The sequence below is a fragment of the Cryptosporangium aurantiacum genome (assembly GCF_900143005.1).
Classification (GTDB): domain Bacteria; phylum Actinomycetota; class Actinomycetes; order Mycobacteriales; family Cryptosporangiaceae; genus Cryptosporangium; species Cryptosporangium aurantiacum.
In genome coordinates this window covers 762,122-779,139 of sequence record NZ_FRCS01000001.1, presented here as the reverse complement: position 1 = coordinate 779,139, position 17,018 = coordinate 762,122, and the positions used below count along the sequence as shown (strand labels likewise).

Annotated in this window: 17 protein-coding genes; 5 read left to right on the top strand and 12 right to left on the bottom strand. The window is 71.4% G+C overall.

Features of this window, described 5'->3' with window-relative positions:
* Positions 1-69 precede the first annotated feature (69 nt).
* Both BUB75_RS03350 and BUB75_RS03345 read left to right on the top strand, forming a co-directional pair.
* Positions 70-738 carry a potassium channel family protein gene (locus BUB75_RS03350; protein ID WP_073251256.1) on the top strand — a complete coding sequence of 223 codons (669 nt, stop codon included), beginning with the start codon at positions 70-72 and terminating at the stop codon, positions 736-738.
* A complete protein-coding gene (locus BUB75_RS03345; RefSeq protein WP_073251254.1) occupies positions 738-1,409 on the top strand; it encodes a potassium channel family protein in 672 nt (223 codons plus the stop codon). Before BUB75_RS03350 ends, BUB75_RS03345 begins: the two co-directional genes overlap by 1 nt.
* Before the next feature lie 69 nt (positions 1,410-1,478).
* Here BUB75_RS03345 and BUB75_RS03340 read toward each other — a convergent pair whose 3' ends face one another.
* The gene (locus BUB75_RS03340; protein WP_084740172.1) at positions 1,479-2,483 is read right to left on the bottom strand and encodes a DUF3159 domain-containing protein; all 1,005 of its coding nucleotides are present in this window, start codon (positions 2,481-2,483) and stop codon (positions 1,479-1,481) included.
* On the bottom strand, positions 2,480-2,875 hold the full coding sequence (locus BUB75_RS03335) for an OB-fold nucleic acid binding domain-containing protein (protein ID WP_073251252.1): 396 nt from the start codon (positions 2,873-2,875) through the stop codon (positions 2,480-2,482). The genes BUB75_RS03340 and BUB75_RS03335 overlap by 4 nt, the downstream gene beginning before the upstream one ends.
* Before the next feature lie 168 nt (positions 2,876-3,043).
* On the opposite strand from BUB75_RS03335, the gene BUB75_RS03330 reads away from it, so the two are divergent.
* Both BUB75_RS03330 and BUB75_RS03325 read left to right on the top strand, forming a co-directional pair.
* Positions 3,044-3,769, top strand: coding sequence for a hypothetical protein (locus BUB75_RS03330; RefSeq protein ID WP_084740171.1), 726 nt, complete (start codon positions 3,044-3,046; stop codon positions 3,767-3,769).
* A 38-nt stretch (positions 3,770-3,807) separates the two neighbouring features.
* Positions 3,808-5,736, top strand: coding sequence for an APC family permease (locus tag BUB75_RS03325; protein WP_073251248.1), 1,929 nt, complete (start codon positions 3,808-3,810; stop codon positions 5,734-5,736).
* Positions 5,737-5,840: 104 nt separating this feature from the next.
* Here the strand turns inward: BUB75_RS03325 and BUB75_RS03320 are convergent, their stop codons facing one another.
* The 9 genes from BUB75_RS03320 to dut form a co-directional block, all read right to left on the bottom strand.
* Positions 5,841-6,509 (bottom strand): DUF2461 domain-containing protein, encoded by a 669-nt coding sequence (locus tag BUB75_RS03320; protein WP_073251246.1) that lies wholly within the window; start codon positions 6,507-6,509, stop codon positions 5,841-5,843.
* Between the two features lie 15 nt (positions 6,510-6,524).
* Positions 6,525-7,199, bottom strand: coding sequence for a response regulator (locus BUB75_RS03315; protein WP_073251244.1), 675 nt, complete (start codon positions 7,197-7,199; stop codon positions 6,525-6,527).
* The gene (locus BUB75_RS03310) at positions 7,196-9,670 is read right to left on the bottom strand and encodes a sensor histidine kinase (protein ID WP_073251242.1); all 2,475 of its coding nucleotides are present in this window, start codon (positions 9,668-9,670) and stop codon (positions 7,196-7,198) included. Before BUB75_RS03310 ends, BUB75_RS03315 begins: the two co-directional genes overlap by 4 nt.
* Positions 9,671-9,672: 2 nt before the next feature.
* A complete protein-coding gene (gene kdpC, locus BUB75_RS03305; RefSeq protein ID WP_073251240.1) occupies positions 9,673-10,269 on the bottom strand; it encodes a potassium-transporting ATPase subunit KdpC in 597 nt (198 codons plus the stop codon).
* 10 nt (positions 10,270-10,279) lie between these two features.
* Complete coding sequence (gene kdpB / locus BUB75_RS03300) at positions 10,280-12,325, bottom strand: potassium-transporting ATPase subunit KdpB (RefSeq protein WP_073251238.1); 2,046 nt, start codon at positions 12,323-12,325, stop codon at positions 10,280-10,282.
* 3 nt (positions 12,326-12,328) lie between these two features.
* Positions 12,329-13,963 carry a potassium-transporting ATPase subunit KdpA gene (kdpA, locus tag BUB75_RS03295; RefSeq protein WP_073251236.1) on the bottom strand — a complete coding sequence of 545 codons (1,635 nt, stop codon included), beginning with the start codon at positions 13,961-13,963 and terminating at the stop codon, positions 12,329-12,331.
* Positions 13,963-14,052: a K(+)-transporting ATPase subunit F gene (kdpF, locus tag BUB75_RS03290; protein ID WP_073251234.1), complete on the bottom strand. Its 90-nt coding sequence runs from the start codon at positions 14,050-14,052 to the stop codon at positions 13,963-13,965. The genes kdpA and kdpF overlap by 1 nt, the downstream gene beginning before the upstream one ends.
* 267 nt (positions 14,053-14,319) lie before the next feature.
* A complete protein-coding gene (locus BUB75_RS03285) occupies positions 14,320-14,967 on the bottom strand; it encodes a DUF3710 domain-containing protein (protein ID WP_073251232.1) in 648 nt (215 codons plus the stop codon).
* A 13-nt stretch (positions 14,968-14,980) separates the two neighbouring features.
* Complete coding sequence (gene dut, locus BUB75_RS03280) at positions 14,981-15,484, bottom strand: dUTP diphosphatase (protein WP_073251230.1); 504 nt, start codon at positions 15,482-15,484, stop codon at positions 14,981-14,983.
* 99 nt (positions 15,485-15,583) lie between these two features.
* Between dut and BUB75_RS03275 the strand changes: the two genes are divergently transcribed.
* On the top strand, positions 15,584-16,066 hold the full coding sequence (locus BUB75_RS03275) for a DUF3093 domain-containing protein (RefSeq protein WP_073251228.1): 483 nt from the start codon (positions 15,584-15,586) through the stop codon (positions 16,064-16,066).
* Positions 16,067-16,093: 27 nt separating this feature from the next.
* On the opposite strand, the gene BUB75_RS03270 is transcribed toward BUB75_RS03275, so the two are convergent.
* Positions 16,094-16,945, bottom strand: a complete 852-nt coding sequence (locus BUB75_RS03270) for a hypothetical protein (RefSeq protein WP_073251226.1) — start codon at positions 16,943-16,945, stop codon at positions 16,094-16,096.
* Positions 16,946-17,018: the final 73 nt, after the last annotated feature.

Genomic DNA, 17,018 nt, shown 5'->3' with positions numbered 1-17,018 from the left:
TACCCGGGGGTTCAGGGCGTGTAGCGTCCAGGCGAGGTCAGGCCTCCAGGGCGCGGAAGGACTGCGGACGTGCACATCGTCATCATGGGCTGCGGACGGGTGGGCTCCACCCTCGCCCACAGTCTGGAGAAGCGCGGGCACACCGTCGCGGTCATCGATCAGAACCCCGATGCGTTCCGCCGGCTCGGCCCGAACTTCGGCGGTTCGACGGTGACCGGGGTCGGCTTCGAGCGCCGGACTCTCGAGGAGGCCGGCATCGAGCGGGCCGACGCGTTCGCGGCGGTGAGCAGCGGCGACAACTCGAACATCATCTCGGCGCGGCTGGCCAGGGAGACGTTCGGCGTCCAGCGGGTCGTGGCGCGGATCTACGACCCCCGCCGAGCGGCGGTCTACGAGCGTCTCGGCATCCCGACCGTCGCCACCGTCCGCTGGACGTCCGACCAGGTGCTCCGCGCGCTGATGCCGGAGAGCGCGGTCGAGGTCTGGCGCGACCCCTCCGGCTCGGTCGCGATGATCGAACCACCGCTGCACCCCGGGTGGCTCACCCAGCGGATCTCGACGCTGGAGGAAGCGACCGGAGCGCGGGTCGCGTACCTCACCCGCTTCGGGGTGGGGCAGCTCTGCAACCGGTCCACGGTCATCCAGGAAGGCGACCGGATCTTCCTGCTCGCGGCCGAGGGCCAGGTCGAGAGGGTCAGCGAGATCGCCGCTACGGCTCCGGGCGAGAGGGGACACTGATGCGGGTCGCGATCGCGGGTGCCGGGAACGTCGGCCGTTCGGTGGCCAACGAGCTGGTGGAGAACGGTCACCAGGTGATGCTGATCGACCGTGACCCCCGTCAGATGCGCAGCCACCTCGTTCCGGAGGCCGAGTGGGTGCTCGCCGACGCGTGCGAGCTCTCGTCGCTGGACGACGCCGGGATGGCCGGGTGCGACGTCGTGGTGGCCGCGACCGGCGACGACAAGGTCAACCTCGTGGTGTCGCTGCTGGCGAAGACCGAGTTCGCGGTCGGCCGGGTCGTCGCCCGGGTCAACCGGGCGGAGAACGAGTGGCTGTTCACCGACCAGTGGGGCGTGGACGTCTCGGTCAGCAAGCCGCGGCTGATGGCGGCGCTGGTCGAGGAGGCCGTGACGGTCGGCGACCTGGTGCGGCTGATGACGTTCCGGCAGGGTCAGGCCAACCTGGTCGAGATCACGCTGGCCGGGGACGCGCCGTACGTCGGGCGTCCGCTGCGGGAGGTTCCGCTCCCGTCGGACGCGGCGCTGGTCGCGATCCTCCGCGGGGCCCGGGTGCTGGTGCCGACCCCGGACGACCCGCTGGAGGCCGGTGACGAGCTGATGTTCCTGTGCCCGCAGGAGACCGAGGACCGTCTCCACTCGGTCGTCAGCGGCGACGGCTCGGTCGACTGAAGCCCGGCCGTCCGCGGCGGACGGCTCACCCGACCGCGGCGGGCAGGTCCGCCGACCGCGGCGGGCGGGTCAGCCGACCGCTGCGGTCCGTTCGGCGTCGGCCGCGATCGCGCGGCGTCCGTACCAGATCGTGAACACCAGGCAGGCGCCGAACATCGGCCAGCCCATCGCCAGCGACGCCCAGCCGAGCGCGTCGGCGTTGCTCTGCGACCACAGCCAGATCTGCACACCCGCGCGGATCGCGAACATCAGCGCCCAGACGAGGCTGATCAGCGAGAACGCCCGCATGAGCCCCTTGCTCTCCCGCCACGCAGGCGGGATCTCGGCGATGAACCGCCACGCGTACCCGATCACCGGGCGCCGGAACAGCACGGACCCCGCGCACAGCAGCGCTCCGCCGCTGTTGCGGGCGATGTTGAGCAGGTAGAAGTCCTCGGCCTGGCCGGTGCGAGCGGCGATGAACGCCGCGATCCCGACCGCGAACAGCCCGTTCAGCGCATGCCGTACCGAATCGCGCCGGATCAGCCGGTACGCGGCGATCAACGCGGCAGAACCGACCGCTGCCCAGAGCGCCGGCTTCAGCGACGTGGTCATGTTCACCACGATGAAAACCAGCACCGGCAGGCTGCTCTCGACCAACCCGCGGAGCCCGCCGAGCTGCTCGCGGACGGCGTCCGCGATCGAGATCGGTTCGTCGTCCTTCTCGCCGTCGTCGGCTGAAACCTCAGCCTGCGCCTCCGGCGGGGTGATCCGCACGCGACGCGGCGAACCGCCGTCCGCGGGGGTGACGGGCGCGGGGTCACCACCGCCGCCCGGAACTACGGCGCTGTCCGAAACCTGGGCCCTCTCCGGAGCAGCGTGGCGACCGTGCCCGCCGTGCCCGACGGGGTCGCCCGGCGGCAGATCGGCGACCAGGTGTGCCGCCTCGTCCGCGAGGATGTCCGCGACCCGAGCCGAGGGGTGCTCGTCGCCGAAGATCGCCTCGGCGAGTTGCTCGTCCTCCACCTCGCGCCGGTCGGTGTCGGCGGACGAGTCGATACGGTCGCCGGTCGGCCGGGCGCGGTGGTCGGTCACGGTGAGGTCGGCTCCAGCGTGTAGACGGGGTTGAAGATCACCTTACGACCATCCCGCAGGGCGAGCCGTCCCTCGACGGAGAGCGACCGGCCGGGCTCGATACCGGCGATCCGCCGCCGGCCGAGGAACACGATCGTGATCGAGCCGGTGCCGTCGAACAGCTCGGCTTCCAGCGTCGGCTGGTTGGTTCGTGGGGTGTAGCGGACGGACGTCAACCGGCCGGTGACCGTGGCGTACCGGCCCCGCGGACAGTCACAGACCTTCTCCGCCCCCGATCGGGCGCTGACCTCCTGCAGGTTCTCGGCATCGAGTTCGCGGTCGGAGGCGGTGATACGGCGGAAGAGCCGTTTCAGGCCGGAGTCCTCAGCGGTCCGCGGCAGCGTGTCAGTCATGTGGGCACCTCAGCGACGAGTCGGCGCGGCTATGCCGTAGAAACGCGTTTGCGTATCCGAGGCATACCCGGTACCGCGCCGTCCTGATCAGGGTAGGTCAGGATTCCTACGCCACAATGGCCAACCGTGTCAGATCGTTGGCAGTGGTACGGCGAACGTGGGAATCCCGTGGCGATCGTGCTCCCCGGGAGCGCGTCAAACGCCGATTTTGTCCGCCGCGCGTTCGGTCCGCCGCTCGCCGCTGCTGGGTTCTGCCTGGTCACGGCAGATCCCCCGGTCGAGGACGTCGTGGCAGGTCAGTTGACCGTGCTGGACGACGCCGAGGAGCGGTTCGGGCCGGCGTTGGTGGGAGGTGTGTCACTCGGCGCCCACCTGGCGGTCCGCTGGGCCGCGCACCGGTTGAACCGGTCGGCGGCGCGCCGACCGAGCCGGCGTCCGGCGGTGGCCGGTTTGCTGCTCGTGATGCCCGCCTGGACCGGGGAGCCGGACGCGGTCGCCGGAGTCTCGGCGATAACGGCGGCCGACGTCGAACGGGACGGGGTCGCCGCCACCGTGGAAAGGCTGCGGGCCGCGGCGCCCGGCTCCTGGGTCGTGGACGAGCTGGCGGCAGCGTGGCCCCGGTACACCGCCCGCGAACTCACCACCGCACTCCGGGCCACGGCCACCAGCGCCGGACCCACCCTCGCCGAGCTGGCGTCGCTCACCGTGCCGTGCGGGGTGGTGGCCGTCACCGACGACCCGATGCACCCGGCGACGGTCGCCGAGGCCTGGGCCGAGGCCGCACCCACCGCAGCCCTCACCACGACGACGCTGGCCGCGGTCGGCGCCGACCGCACGTACCTCGGCCATGCCGCGATCCAGGCTTGTCGCGCGGTGGGTACTGTCCGGCCGTGACTGATGTGGCAGGAGTGGCGGCTCCGCCGCACGACGGAATGCGCACCGGCGTCCGCCGGTGGCTGTTGGACGGGCTGGCCGACCGAGCGACCGACCACCCGGGGCCGCACCGCGCGCCGGTCGCCGAGCACAAGACCCATCCCTGGTGGAAGGTCATGTGCCTGACGGGCGTCGACTACTTCTCGACGCTCGGCTACCAGCCGGGCATCGCCGCGCTCGCCGCAGGCGTCATCTCACCGTTCGCCACGATGGTGCTGATCCTGCTGACGCTGCTCGGCGCGCTGCCGGTGTACCGCCGGGTCGCGAAGGAGAGCCCGCACGGCGAGGGCTCGATCGCGATGCTGGAGAAGGTGCTGCCCTGGTGGGGCGGCAAGCTGTTCGTGCTGGCGCTGCTCGGGTTCGCGTGCACGGACTTCCTGATCACGATGACGCTCTCGGCCGCGGACGCTACCGCGCACCTGGAGGAAAATCCGTTCGCGCCGTCGTTCCTGCACGGCCAGGAGGTGCTGATCACGCTGGTGCTGCTCGCGCTGCTCGGCGGGGTGTTCCTCAAGGGCTTCACCGAGGCGGTCGGCATCGCGGTCGGGCTGGTGAGCGTCTACCTATCGCTGAACCTCGTCGTGCTGCTGGCCGCGTTCTACGAGGTCGCCACCCACCCGACGAAGATCGGCGACTGGTCGGAGGCGCTGACCACCTCGCACGGCAGCCCGTTCGCGGTGATCGCGGTGGCACTGCTGGTGTTCCCGAAGCTCGCGCTGGGGCTCTCCGGCTTCGAGACCGGTGTCGCGGTGATGCCGCAGATCCGGGGCCGCGCCGGGGACACCGAGCGGCGTCCGGTCGGCCGGATCGCCGGTGCGCGCCGGCTGCTCACGACCGCGGCGCTGACGATGAGCTGCTTCCTGATGGCGTCCAGTTTCTGCACGACCGTCCTGATCCCGGAGAAGGAGTTCGAGTCCGGCGGCGAGGCCAACGGCCGCGCCCTGGCCTACCTGGCGCACGAGCACCTCGGCGAGGTGTTCGGCACGATCTACGACCTGAGCACGATCGCGATTCTCTGGTTCGCTGGTGCGTCCGCGATGGCCGGCCTGCTGAACCTGGTGCCGCGCTACCTGCCCCGGTACGGGATGGCTCCGGAGTGGGCGCGGGCGGTCCGGCCGCTGGTGCTGCTGTTCACCGCGGTGGCGTTCGTCGTCACGATCCTGTTCGACGCCGATGTGGACGCTCAGGGCGGTGCCTACGCGACCGGCGTCCTCGTGCTGATGACGTCGGCGGCGATCGCGGTCACGCTGTCGGCCCATCGCCGTGGCCGCCGCCCGGCGATGATCGGGTTCGGAACGATCGCGGCGATCTTCACCTACACGACGATCGCGAACGTGATCGAGCGCCCGGACGGCGTCAAAATCGCGGCGCTGTTCATCGTCGCGATCGTCGCGACCTCCTTCGCGTCCCGGGTACAGCGGGCGTTCGAGCTGCGCGCCACCGAGGTCACGCTGGACGAGACCGCCGCCCGGCTGGTCGCCGAGAGCGTGCACGACGGCGTCCTGGAGATCGTCGCGAACGAGCCGAACTCCCGGGACGCGAGCGAGTACGCCGAGAAGGAGGCCGAAGCCCGGGAACGGCACCACCTGCCGGCCGCGGCGCCGGTGCTGTTCCTCGAGGTCACGGTCGCCGACGCGTCGGAGTTCGCGAGCGACCTGCACGTCGTCGGCGAGGAGCGGGACGGATACCGAGTGCTCTCGATGCGCGCGGCGAGCGTCCCGAACTCGGTGGCGGCGTTGCTCCTGCACGTCCGGGACACCTACGACGTCCGCCCGCACGTCTACTTCGAGTGGACGGAGGGAAACCCGATCGTCCACCTGCTGAAGTTCCTGTTCGTCGGCGCCGGCGAGGTAGCGCCGGTGGCACGAGAGGTACTCCGCCGCGCCGAACCCGACCGCACCCGCCGCCCCTTCGTCCACGTCGGCTGAGCCGACCAGGAAACACAGTGGCTGAGCCGACCAAGAAAACACAGTGGCTGAGCCGACCAAGAAAACACAGTGGCTGAGCCGACCACGAAACACAGTGGCTGAGGTCAGCGGCGTCTGGGGGGTGCGGTGGTGGGGCCGACGTGCGTATCGAGCCAGTGGAGGACCGGGGCCGACGACGTCCAGGTTCCCGCGACGAACGTGCGGCCCTCGGTGGCGCCGATGCCGTCGCCGACCGGCAGGCGCCGGCCGAACGTCACGCTCTTCCGGCGCAGCATCTCGATCCGCGGATGGTCGCGAGGGTAACCGCGGGGTGCGGTGGCCAGGCTCTCCCCCCACTGTTCGAGCCCCGCCGCCTCCACCTCCGCGGTCCGGGCGGCCAGGTCGGCTCCACGTTCGTCGTCGGCGACGGCCGAGCGGTAGCGCTCGAGCTGGTCCCGCTCCATCCGCCAGTAGCCGCCGCCCGCGGTCAGCCCGTCCGCGGAGATCCCGACGTAGAGCCCCGCCGGGGTGAGCGTCGAGCCGGACAGGATGCCGTAGGTCTGTGTCTTGTACGGCGACTTGTCCACCGAGAACCGCACGTCGCGGTTCTGGCGGAAGATCTTCGTCTCGCCGCCGAGTTCCTCGCTCAGGTCGGCGAGCAGCGCGGTGAGCTGACCCCGGACGGCGCGTTCGTAGTACGGCCGGTGCGCGTCGAAGTACGTCTTGCTGTTGTCCGCCTCCAGCCCGACGAACCACTCGGGTACCTGGGCGTCGAAGCCTTCGAACCGGGACATCGCACTCCTTTCCCGTCAGGGCTCGAAACGGTAACCCATGCCGGGTTCGGTGAGCAGGTAACGCGGGTGGGACGGGTCGGGCTCCAGTTTGCGCCGCAGCTGCGCGATGTAGACCCGCAGGTAGTTGGACTCGTCCCCGTACGCGGGCCCCCAGACCTCGCGGAGCAGCTGCTTGCGCGGCACCAACCGGCCCGGGTTGCGGACCAGCACCTCGAGCATGCCCCACTCGGTCGGGGTGAGCCGGACGTCGTGCTCGCCGACCGTGACTCGTTTCGCCGCGAGGTCCACGGTGAACGCGTCGGTGGTGACGACGACGGCGTCCGGTGCCGGGGTCGCCCGCCGCAGCGCCGCGCGCAACCGGGCCAGCAGCTCGTCCATGCCGAACGGCTTCGTCACGTAGTCGTCGGCGCCGGCGTCCAGCGCGAGCACCTTGTCGTCGCTGTCCTGCCGGGCGGAGAGCACGACGATCGGGCCGGTGAACCACGGCCGCAGCCCCTCGATGACCTCGATCCCGTCCAGGTCGGGCAGGCCGAGGTCCAGCACGATCAGCTCCGGGTGCTTGTGCGCGGCGGCCTCCAGCGCCGCCTTCCCGTCCGAGGCGGTCTCCACCTCGTACCCCCGCGCTCGCAGCGTGATCCGCAGCGCCCGCAGCAGCTGCGGTTCGTCGTCGACCACCAAGATCCTGGTCATCGGGCTACCTCCAGCGACACGACCATCGTCAACCCGCCGCCGGGCGTGTCCTCCGGCTCCAGCGTGCCGCCCATCGCTTCCACGAACCCCCTTGCCACCGCCAGGCCGAGCCCGACGCCGTTGCCCATCGGACGGTCGCCGAGCCGCTGGAACGGCGCGAAGATCCTGTCCCGGTCGGCCTCCGGGACGCCCGGTCCGGTGTCCACGACCCGCAGTTCTACCCGGTCACCGAGCGCGCTGGCGCGCACCACGATCGGCGCGCCCGCGCCGTGCCGCACCGCGTTGCTCACCAGGTTGGCGACGGCTCGCTCCAGCAGGCCGGGGTCGGCGAGCACCGCGGGCAGCGTCTCCGGCACGTCGACGGTGATCTGCTCGGCCGCGCCGCCGGTTCCGTCGGCGACCGCGCGCGGCACGACCTCGTCGAGACCGATCACGCGCCGCAGCGGATCGACGGCGCCGGTCTGCAGCCGGCTCATGTCGAGCAGGTTGTCGATCAGCGCGACGAGCTGGTCTGCCGACTCGTCGATCGTCGCGTGCAGCTCCGCCACGTCGTCGGGTTCCAGCGTCACCGTCGTCATTCGCAGCGCGGAGATCGCGGCCTTGATCGACGCCAGCGGCGTCCGCAGGTCGTGGCTGACCGCGGCCAGCAACGCGGTCCGCATCCGGTTGCCCTCGGCCAGCCGGGCGGCCTCGGCCGCCTGCGCGGACAGCCGGGACTGCCGCAGCGCGATCGCGGCCTGCGCCGCGAACGCGGCGAGCACGCGCCGGTCGGACGCCGGGAGCGGACGCCCGCGCAGGACCAGGTGGAGCGTCTCGTCCACGGGTATGTCGACGTCACCGGTCTCGCCCGGCGGCCCGACGCTGTCCACCACGTTCCAGCGGCCGTCGGCGCGTTCCAGCAGCGTCACCGACTCCTGCCCGAACGCGTCCTTGACCTGGGCGAGCAGCGCGGGCAGCGCCCGGCCACCGGCCAGCACGCCGCGGCTGAGCGCGGAGAGCTGCTCCGCCTCGGCCTGCGCCCGGGACGCCTCCCGGCGCCGCCGCGCCGACGCGTCGACGACCGCCGCGACGGCCAGCGCCACCAGCACGAACACCGTCAGTGCGACGAGGTTGTCGAACTCGGCGATCGTGAACGTGCGCACCGGCGGGGTGAAGAACCAGTTGACCAGCAGCGTCCCCGCCGCGGCCGCGAACACCGCCGGGTAGCCGCCGCCGACGAGCGCGACCGCGACGACGAGGCCCAGGAACAGCAGGAGTTCGCTGGACAGGTCCAGGTCGACGAGCTTCAACGCCACGGTGAGCAGCGGTAGGCCCAACACCGCCAGGCCGAATCCGTACCACCGCCGGCGGGCGGTGAGCCCGCCGGTGATCCCCGGCAACCGGCGCAGCCGCGCCGCCTCGGAGTGCGTCACCATGTGGACGTCGATCGGCCCGGACCGGGCGATCACCCGCGAGCCGATGCCCTCGGACAGCGCACGCTGCCAGCGCGGTCGGCGGCTGGTGCCGAGCACGAGCTGGGTCGCGTTGGCACCGCGCGCGAAGTCGAGCAGGGCGCCGGGGACGTCGTCGCCGATCACCGCGTGGAACGTGCCGCCGAGCGACTCGACCAGCTCCCGCTGCTGCTCCAGGCGGGCCGGGTCGGCGCCGGTCAGGCCATCGCTGCGCGAGACGTGGACGGCGATCACATCGCCGGACTGGCTGCGAGCGGCGATCCGGGCCGCGCGGCGGATCAGCGTGTCGCCCTCCGGGCCGCCGGTCACCGCGACGACCACCCGTTCCCGGGCCTCCCAGATGCCCTGGATGTCGTGTTCGTCGCGGTACCGGCGGAGGGCCTCGTCGACCTTGTCGGCGGTCCAGAGCAGGGCCAGCTCGCGCAGCGCGGTGAGGTTTCCGACCCGGAAGTAGTTGCCGAGTGCGGCGTCGATCGCCTCGGCCCGGTAGATATTGCCGTGGGCCATTCGTCGGCGCAGGGCCTCCGGCGCCATGTCGACGAGCTCCACCTGGTCGGCGGCGCGGACGACCCCGTCCGGGACCGTCTCGCGCTGCGGCACGCCGGTGATCGTCCGGACGACGTCGTTCACCGACTCGAGGTGCTGGACGTTGACCGTGGAGACGACCTCGATCCCGGCGTCGAGCAACGCCTCGACGTCCTGCCAGCGCTTCGCGTGCCTGCTACCGGGGACGTTGGTGTGCGCCAGCTCGTCGACCAACGCGACCTCGGGCCGCCGGGCGAGCACCGCGTCGAGGTCCATCTCCTCGAACTCGGCACCGCGGTAGGTCGTCCGGGCGCGGGGCACGACCTCGAGGTTCTGGATCTGCGCTGCGGTCTCGGCCCGGCCGTGCGTCTCGACGTACCCGATGACGACGTCGGCGCCCCGCTCGGCGCGGCGGCGGCCCTCCTCGAGCATCTTGAACGTCTTGCCGACCCCGGGCGCCGCCCCGAGGTAGATCCGCAGCGTGCCCCGCGCCATCGTTACCTTCCTTCGCTGAGGTCCTGCAGGGCGATGTTCAGCTCGACGACGTTGACGCGGTCCTCGCCCAGGAAACCCAGGATGCGCCCCTGGGTGTGCGCGGCTACCAGCGCCCGCACCTCGTCGACGGGCAAGCCACGGGCCTCGGCGACCCGCCGCACCTGCTGGCGCGCGTACTCGGGGCTGATGTGCGGGTCGAGGCCGCTCCCGCTCGCGGTCAGCGCGTCCGGGGCGACGTCGGCCTCCTCGACGCCGTCGAACTCCGCCACCGCGGCCCGGCGCTCCGCGACGAGCTTCGCCTGGTCCGGCGAGTTCGGCCCGAGGTTCGACGCGCCGGTGGCCGACGGGTCGTACCCACCGGCGGACGGCCGCGGCTGGAACCACTGCCGCAGCGGATTGCCGTCGGCGTCGGTGAACGACTGACCCAGCAGGCTGGACCCGCCGTCCAGCACCGAGCCGTTCGCCTGGCGGGCGAACGCGACCTGGGACACCCCGGTCAGCACCAGCGGGTAGGCGAGCCCGAGGACGAGCGTGAACAGGATGAGTGCGCGAAAGGCCGCGCCGTATTGTCGCACCGCGGCCGGTGCTCGGGAAACCATCACGAACTCCTCAGGACAAGCCGGGAATGAACTGAACGACGAGGTCGATGAGCTTGATCCCGACGAACGGGACGATCAGCCCACCGAGGCCGTAGATCAGCAGGTTGCGCCGGAGCATCGCCGACGCGGACGACGGCGTGTACCGCACGCCGCGCAGCGCCAGCGGGATCAGCGCGACGATCACCAGCGCGTTGAACACGACCGCCGAGACGATCGCCGACTGCGGGCTGTGCAGCCGCATGACGTTCAGCGCGTCCAAGCTCGGGTAGGCGGCCACGAACATCGCCGGGATGATCGCGAAGTACTTCGCGACGTCGTTGGCGATCGAGAACGTGGTCAGCGCACCCCGGGTGATCAGCAGTTGTTTGCCGATCTCGACGATCTCGATGAGCTTCGTCGGGTTCGAGTCGAGGTCGACCATGTTGCCGGCCTCCTTGGCGGCCGACGTGCCGGAGTTCATCGCGACGCCGACGTCGGCCGCGGCGAGCGCCGGGGCGTCGTTGGTCCCGTCGCCGGTCATCGCGACGAGCTTGCCGCCCTGCTGCTCGGCCCGGATCAGGTTCATCTTGTCCTCGGGCGTGGCCTCGGCGAGGACGTCGTCGACGCCGGCCTCGTCGGCGATCGCCTTGGCGGTGAGCGGGTTGTCGCCGGTGATCATCACCGTGCGGATGCCCATCCGCCGCAGCTCCGCGAACCGTTCCCGCATGCCCGGCTTGACGACGTCCTTGAGCCGCACGACGCCCAGCACCCGGGCGGGCGCGCTCTCGTCCGTCGAAGCCACCACCAGCGGGGTGCCCCCGGCGGCGCTGATCCCGTCCACGACCGGCCCGACCTCGTCCGGCACGCGCCCGCCGTTGTCCCGCACCCACCGCAGCACGGCCGACGCCGCGCCCTTGCGGATGAGCCGCCCGGGCAGGTCGACGCCGCTCATCCGGGACTCCGCCGTGAACGGCACGTACACCGCGCCGCCGGGCGCGACACCGGGACCGCCGGCGAGCGCCACGATCGAGCGTCCCTCCGGCGTCTCGTCGGCGAGGCTGGAGAGCCGGGCCGCGTCGGCCAGCTCGGACGGCGTCACGCCGTCGACCGGGAGGAACTCGGTCGCGACCCGATTGCCCAGCGTGATCGTCCCGGTCTTGTCCAACAACAACGTGTTGACGTCGCCCGCCGCCTCGACCGCGCGGCCGGACATCGCGAGCACGTTGCGCTGCACCAGCCGGTCCATGCCCGCGATGCCGATCGCCGAGAGCAGCGCGCCGATTGTCGTCGGGATGAGACAGACCACCAGCGCGACCAGCACGATCAAGGGCTGCGAAGCCCCCGCGTAGGTGGCGAAGGGTTGCAGCGTCGCCACCGCGAGCAGGAACACGATCGTCAGGCTCGCCAGCAGGATGTTCAGCGCGATCTCGTTCGGCGTCTTCTGCCGCGAGGCCCCCTCTACCAGCGCGATCATCCGGTCGATGAAGCTCTCGCCGGGCTTGGCCGTGATCCTGACGACGATCCGGTCGGACAGCACCCGGGTGCCGCCGGTCACCGCGCTGCGGTCGCCGCCGGACTCGCGGATGACCGGCGCGGACTCACCGGTGATCGCCGACTCGTCGACGCTCGCGATGCCCTCGACGACGTCCCCGTCGCCGGGGATGACCTGGCCGGCCTCGACCACCACGAGGTCACCGACGACCAGCGCGGTCGCGGCCACCTCCTCGCCGGTGACCCGGTAGGCGACGGTCTGGGTCTTGGCCCGGCGCAGCGTGTCGGCCTGTGCCTTGCCGCGGCCCTCGGCCACGGCCTCGGCGAGGTTCGCGAACACCACCGTGAGCCACAGCCAGACCGCGACGACGATCGCGAAGACGCTCGGGTCGAGCACCGCGAACACGGTGGAAATCAGCGACCCGATCTCGACGACGAACATGACCGGCGTCCGCACCATCACGCGCGGGTCGAGCTTGCGCAGCGCGTCCGGCAGCGACGTGAGGAGCAACCGGGGGTCGAGCAGCCCGCCGCCGACGCGGCGCGGTTCGGTGGTCGTCTCGGGTCGTTCGAGAAGTGTGGTCATGGTCTAGAGCCCCTCCGCGAGCGGGCCGAGCGAGAGAACGGGGAAGTAGGTCAGGCCGGTGACGACGAGGACGACGCCGACCAGCAGCCCGACGAAGAGCGTCCGGTGGGTGGGCAGCGTGCCCTCGGTGACCGGTACCGGCTGCTGCCGGGCCAGCGAGCCCGCGAGCGCCAGCACGAAGACGATCGGCAGGAAGCGGCCGACCAGCATCGCGAGGCCGAGCGCGGTGTTGTAGAACGGCGTGTTCCCGGTGAGGCCGCAGAAACAGCTGCCGTTGTTGTTGCCGCCGGACGCGAACGCGTACAGGACTTCGCTGAAGCCGTGGGGTCCGCTGTTCAGCATCGAGTCCCTGGTGGACGAGAACGACATCGCCAGCCCGGCACCGACCAGCACCGCGATCGGGGTGGCCAGGATGTAGAGCGAGACGAGCTTGATCTCCCGGCCCTGGATCTTCTTGCCGAGGAACTCCGGGGTTCGCCCCACCATGAGACCGGCGACGAACACCGCCAGGATCGCCATCACCAGGATCCCGTAGAGGCCGGAGCCGACGCCGCCCGGCGCGACCTCTCCGAGCAGCATGTTGAGCATCAGCGCACCACCGCCGATCGCGGAGAACGAGTCGTGGAACGCGTTCACCGCTCCGGTGGACGTGCCGGTGGTGGCCGTGGCGAACAACGCCGACCCGGGGACCCCGAACCGGACCTCCTTACCCTCCATCGCGCCGGCGAAGTGCGCCTCGAACGTCCAGACCACCGCGAGCAGACCGACGAAGATCGTCGTCATCGCACCGAGGATGGCCAGCCCCTGCCGACGCTGACCGATCAACCGGCCGAACGTCCGGGTCAGCGCGACCGGGATCAGCAGCAGCAGGAAGATCTCAAACCAGTTGCTGAACGCGTTCGGGTTCTCGAACGGGTGCGCCGAGTTCGCGTTGTAGAACCCGCCGCCGTTCGTGCCGAGCTCCTTGATCGCCTCCTGGGACGCGACCGGGCCACCGGTGATCGTCTGCGAGCCGCCGGCCAGCGTCGTCACCTCATGCGGTGAGGCCAGGTTCTGCACGGCGCCCGCCGCGACCAGGACCAGCGTCGAGACCACCGCGAGCGGGAGCAGGATCCGGAAGCTGCCGCGGAACAGGTCGACCCAGAAGTTGCCCAGCCGGTCGGTGCCCTTCCGGACGAACCCGCGGATCAGCGCCACCGCGACCGCCATGCCGACGGCCGCGGACACGAAGTTCTGGACGGCGAGACCGGCCATCTGGGTGAGGTGACCCATCGTCGACTCACCGGAGTAGTTCTGCCAGTTCGTGTTCGAGACGAAGCTCGCCGCGGTGTTGAACGCGAGGTCCGGTGGGACGCCGGGGAACCCGAGCGAGAGCGGCAGGCTCCCCTGGACGCGTTGCAGCAGGTAGAGGCCGAGCACCGAGACCGCGGAGAACGCGAGCACGCTCCGCAGGTAGACCGGCCACCGCTGGTCGGCGGCCGGGTCGACGCCGACCGCGCGGTAGAGAATCCGTTCGACGCGGCTGTGCTTCGGCGTGTCGTAGACCCGCGCCATGTAGTCGCCGAGGTACTTCCAGGCAAACCCCAGCGCGACGAACAGCGCGAGGACCTGGAGCAGCCCGGCAGCGACGTCGCTCATCAGAACTTCTCCGGGCGGACGAGCGCGACCAGCAGGTAGCCGATCAGCAGCACCGAGGCGATCAATCCGACGGCGTTCTCGGTACTCACAGCCGTTCCACCCCTCGCGCGACGAGCGCCGCGATCGCGAAGAACGCGACGGCGAGGGCCACAAAGGCCAGGTCAAGCATGGGGAACACTCCAGAACCGGTGGGTCGGGCATCGGTCTTGATGCCCGCACCGGAAGTCAAGCGCCGGATTCCGGCCTCGCGGCCGGCGTTGACGGTCCCTTGACGGTGCTCCCCGCCGTCTTGACGGTTCCTTGACAGCAGAACGCCCGGCGAGCCATCGGCGCGCCGGGCGTACCCGCGAAGTAGATCAGTCCTGCTGCTGAGACGCCTGCTCGACGACCTCGCGGGGCAGCCGCAGCGGCAGCGGGTCCCGCACCGGCATCGGATCGGTGCCGCGCACCACGACCGTCTGCCGCACCGACTCGGCGAGCTGGGGCCCGGCCGCGGCGTCGGCGGCCGCCGCACCGGTGAACGTCGCGCGCAGGAACCAGCGCGGCCCGTCCACCCCCACGAACCGCAGCAGTTGCTTGCTGCCGTCCGGCACCTTCACCGTCGCACGCAACTCGGGGCCGAACTCGCCCTGCTCGTGCGCGACCACCCCACCGTCACCGCGGATGCCTGCCTCGAGCTCCTGCCGCACGTCGTCCCAGATGCCCTCGGTGCGCGGAGCCGCGAACGCCGCCAGCTCGAGCGCGCTCGACCCGTCGGTCAGGACGACCGACGCCACCTGCCCCTGCTGGTCAGCCTCGACCCGCAGCTCCACGTCCGGAAGGGTCGGGACGCGCAGCGCGCCGAGGTCGACCCGCTGGACGTCGTCCGAGGGAGCCGCGTCAGCGTCCCAGGGGCCGATGCCGGCCTCCTCGTCCTCCGAGTCCACGGGCTCGGTCTCAGTGACCTCCAGGTCGCCTTCCTCCCGGCCGGTCGCCGCGTGCCGACCACGCCGACGTCGAAACACCCTCACACACCTCTCACTCTGAATTCGGGCGCACGGAAACCAGGCCGCGATGCCCCCCGGTCGAGCCGTGGCCACCGGTCCCCCGAACCGACTCGGGCAGCGTGGACGCCACCCGGAATTCGGCCCGTTCGACGCGCTGAACCACGAGCTGAGCGATCCGGTCGCCTCGCGCGAGTGTCACGGTCTCGGTCGGATCGAGGTTGATGAGGTTCACCTTGATCTCGCCCCGGTATCCAGCATCGACGGTACCGGGTGCGTTGACGATCGAAACCCCGAACCGCGCGGCCAGACCCGAGCGAGGGTGCACGAACCCGGCGTAACCCTCGGGCAGCGCGATCGCCACGCCGGTACCGACGAGTGCGCGCTCGCCCGGCGCGAGCCGGACCTCGGTGGACGCGACCAGATCGGCACCGGCGTCGCCCGGCTGCGCGTAGGCAGGCGGCGGCAGCTCGGGGTCGAGCAGCTGCACGAGCACCTCGACCGGAGCGGCTGCGGTCGGGTCTGTGGCGTCGGTCATCGGCGATCCGTTCCTTCCGGAGCATCTCTACGGCCCGACGCACGATATCCGCCAGCAGTGGGCGACGGAGCCGCAGGACACGGCCGATAGGCTCGGACCATGCCATCCCGCTCGACCGCCACGTCCACCAGCACCTACCGGGAACGGTGGACCGTGCCGTGGTGGGGCTGGACCGGAGCGCTGGCCGTCGCGCTCCTGATGGCCGCCGAGGTCCACCTGGGGTACGGCGGGCTCCGGGCGTGGCTGCCCTACGTCATCTGCGTCCCGGTGGCGCTGATCGCGGTGGCGGCGCTCAGCCGGATCACGGTCGCGGTCACCGACGACGAACTTCAGGTGGACGACGCCCACATCCCGCGCCGTTTCCTGATCGCCGCCGAAGCGCTGGACCCCGAGGCGCGCCGGGAAGCGCTCGGCCCGGAGCTGGACCCGGTCGCGTTCGTCGTCCACCGGCCGTGGGTGCGGGGTCTGGTGCGGGTCTATTTGGACGACCCCGACGACCCGACGCCGTACTGGATCATCTCCTCCCGGCGACCGGAAGCGCTGCTCGCGGCACTGGACCTGCCGCTGCCCGCCCCGGAGTAGGGCGGCCCGGTCCAGGAGTTCGGCGGCTCAGTACAGCCCGGGCTGGCCGGGCTGGTCCGATGGCGCCGGGCCGCCCTTGCGCAGGTCCGCGCGGACCTCGTCGCCCAGTGACCGGGTCGCCCTGCGGTTGAGCTCGGCGCCGACCGTCGCACCGGTGAACAGCGGGCCGAGCGTCGTCACGTTCTTTCCCATCCGGCGCACGAGGCGGTCCCGCAGGTCCTTCCGCAGCCCCGAGCCGAGAATCGTCGTGAAGCCGCGCCCACCTTGCAGGAGCGTCACGCCGCGACGGCGTGACCAGGACTGCAGCAGCGCGCTCGCACGCTCGCTGGCCGAGCCGCGGATCGGCACGCCGTAGACCTCGTGCAGCTCCGCCAGCAGCTTGACCTCGACGGCGACGATCGCGGCGGTCTCGACCGCCACGACGACGGGGGCGGAGAGCAGCGCGGGTGGTGTGGTCCAGCTGATGGCGGCGACCCCGCCGCCGGCGGCGCCGAGGCCTGCGGTGGCGCGCGAGGCGTTCCGGATCAGCGCGTCCGCGAGATCCTCACCGGACTTCCCGCCGTAGTGACGCTGCAGCGTCTCCAGATCACGGACGACGACGTGCGGCGCGACGGCGATCACCAGGTCCGTCGCCCAGTTGACGGCGGCTCGCGGGCCACGCAGCGCGCGACCGGCACCCCGTCCGAGCCCGCTGACCACACGCTTGAGCAAACGACGTCGATCGGCGGTGGTGAGTTCCGCGTCGGTCAGGCGAACCAGCGCGTCCGTGGTCTCCGGCGAGACGTCAGCCGGAGTGGGGTCGGACACGGGCGTCCCGGACGCCGGGTCAGATGCCTCGGATGCGGATCCGGCCGTGGACGAGTTGTCCGGGTAAGTCATGGCGGCAATCCCTCGGGTCACGCGGAGCGGGTGCCGGCGCGGTTCCGGCGTAAGCCGGATATCCGCGCCCGTC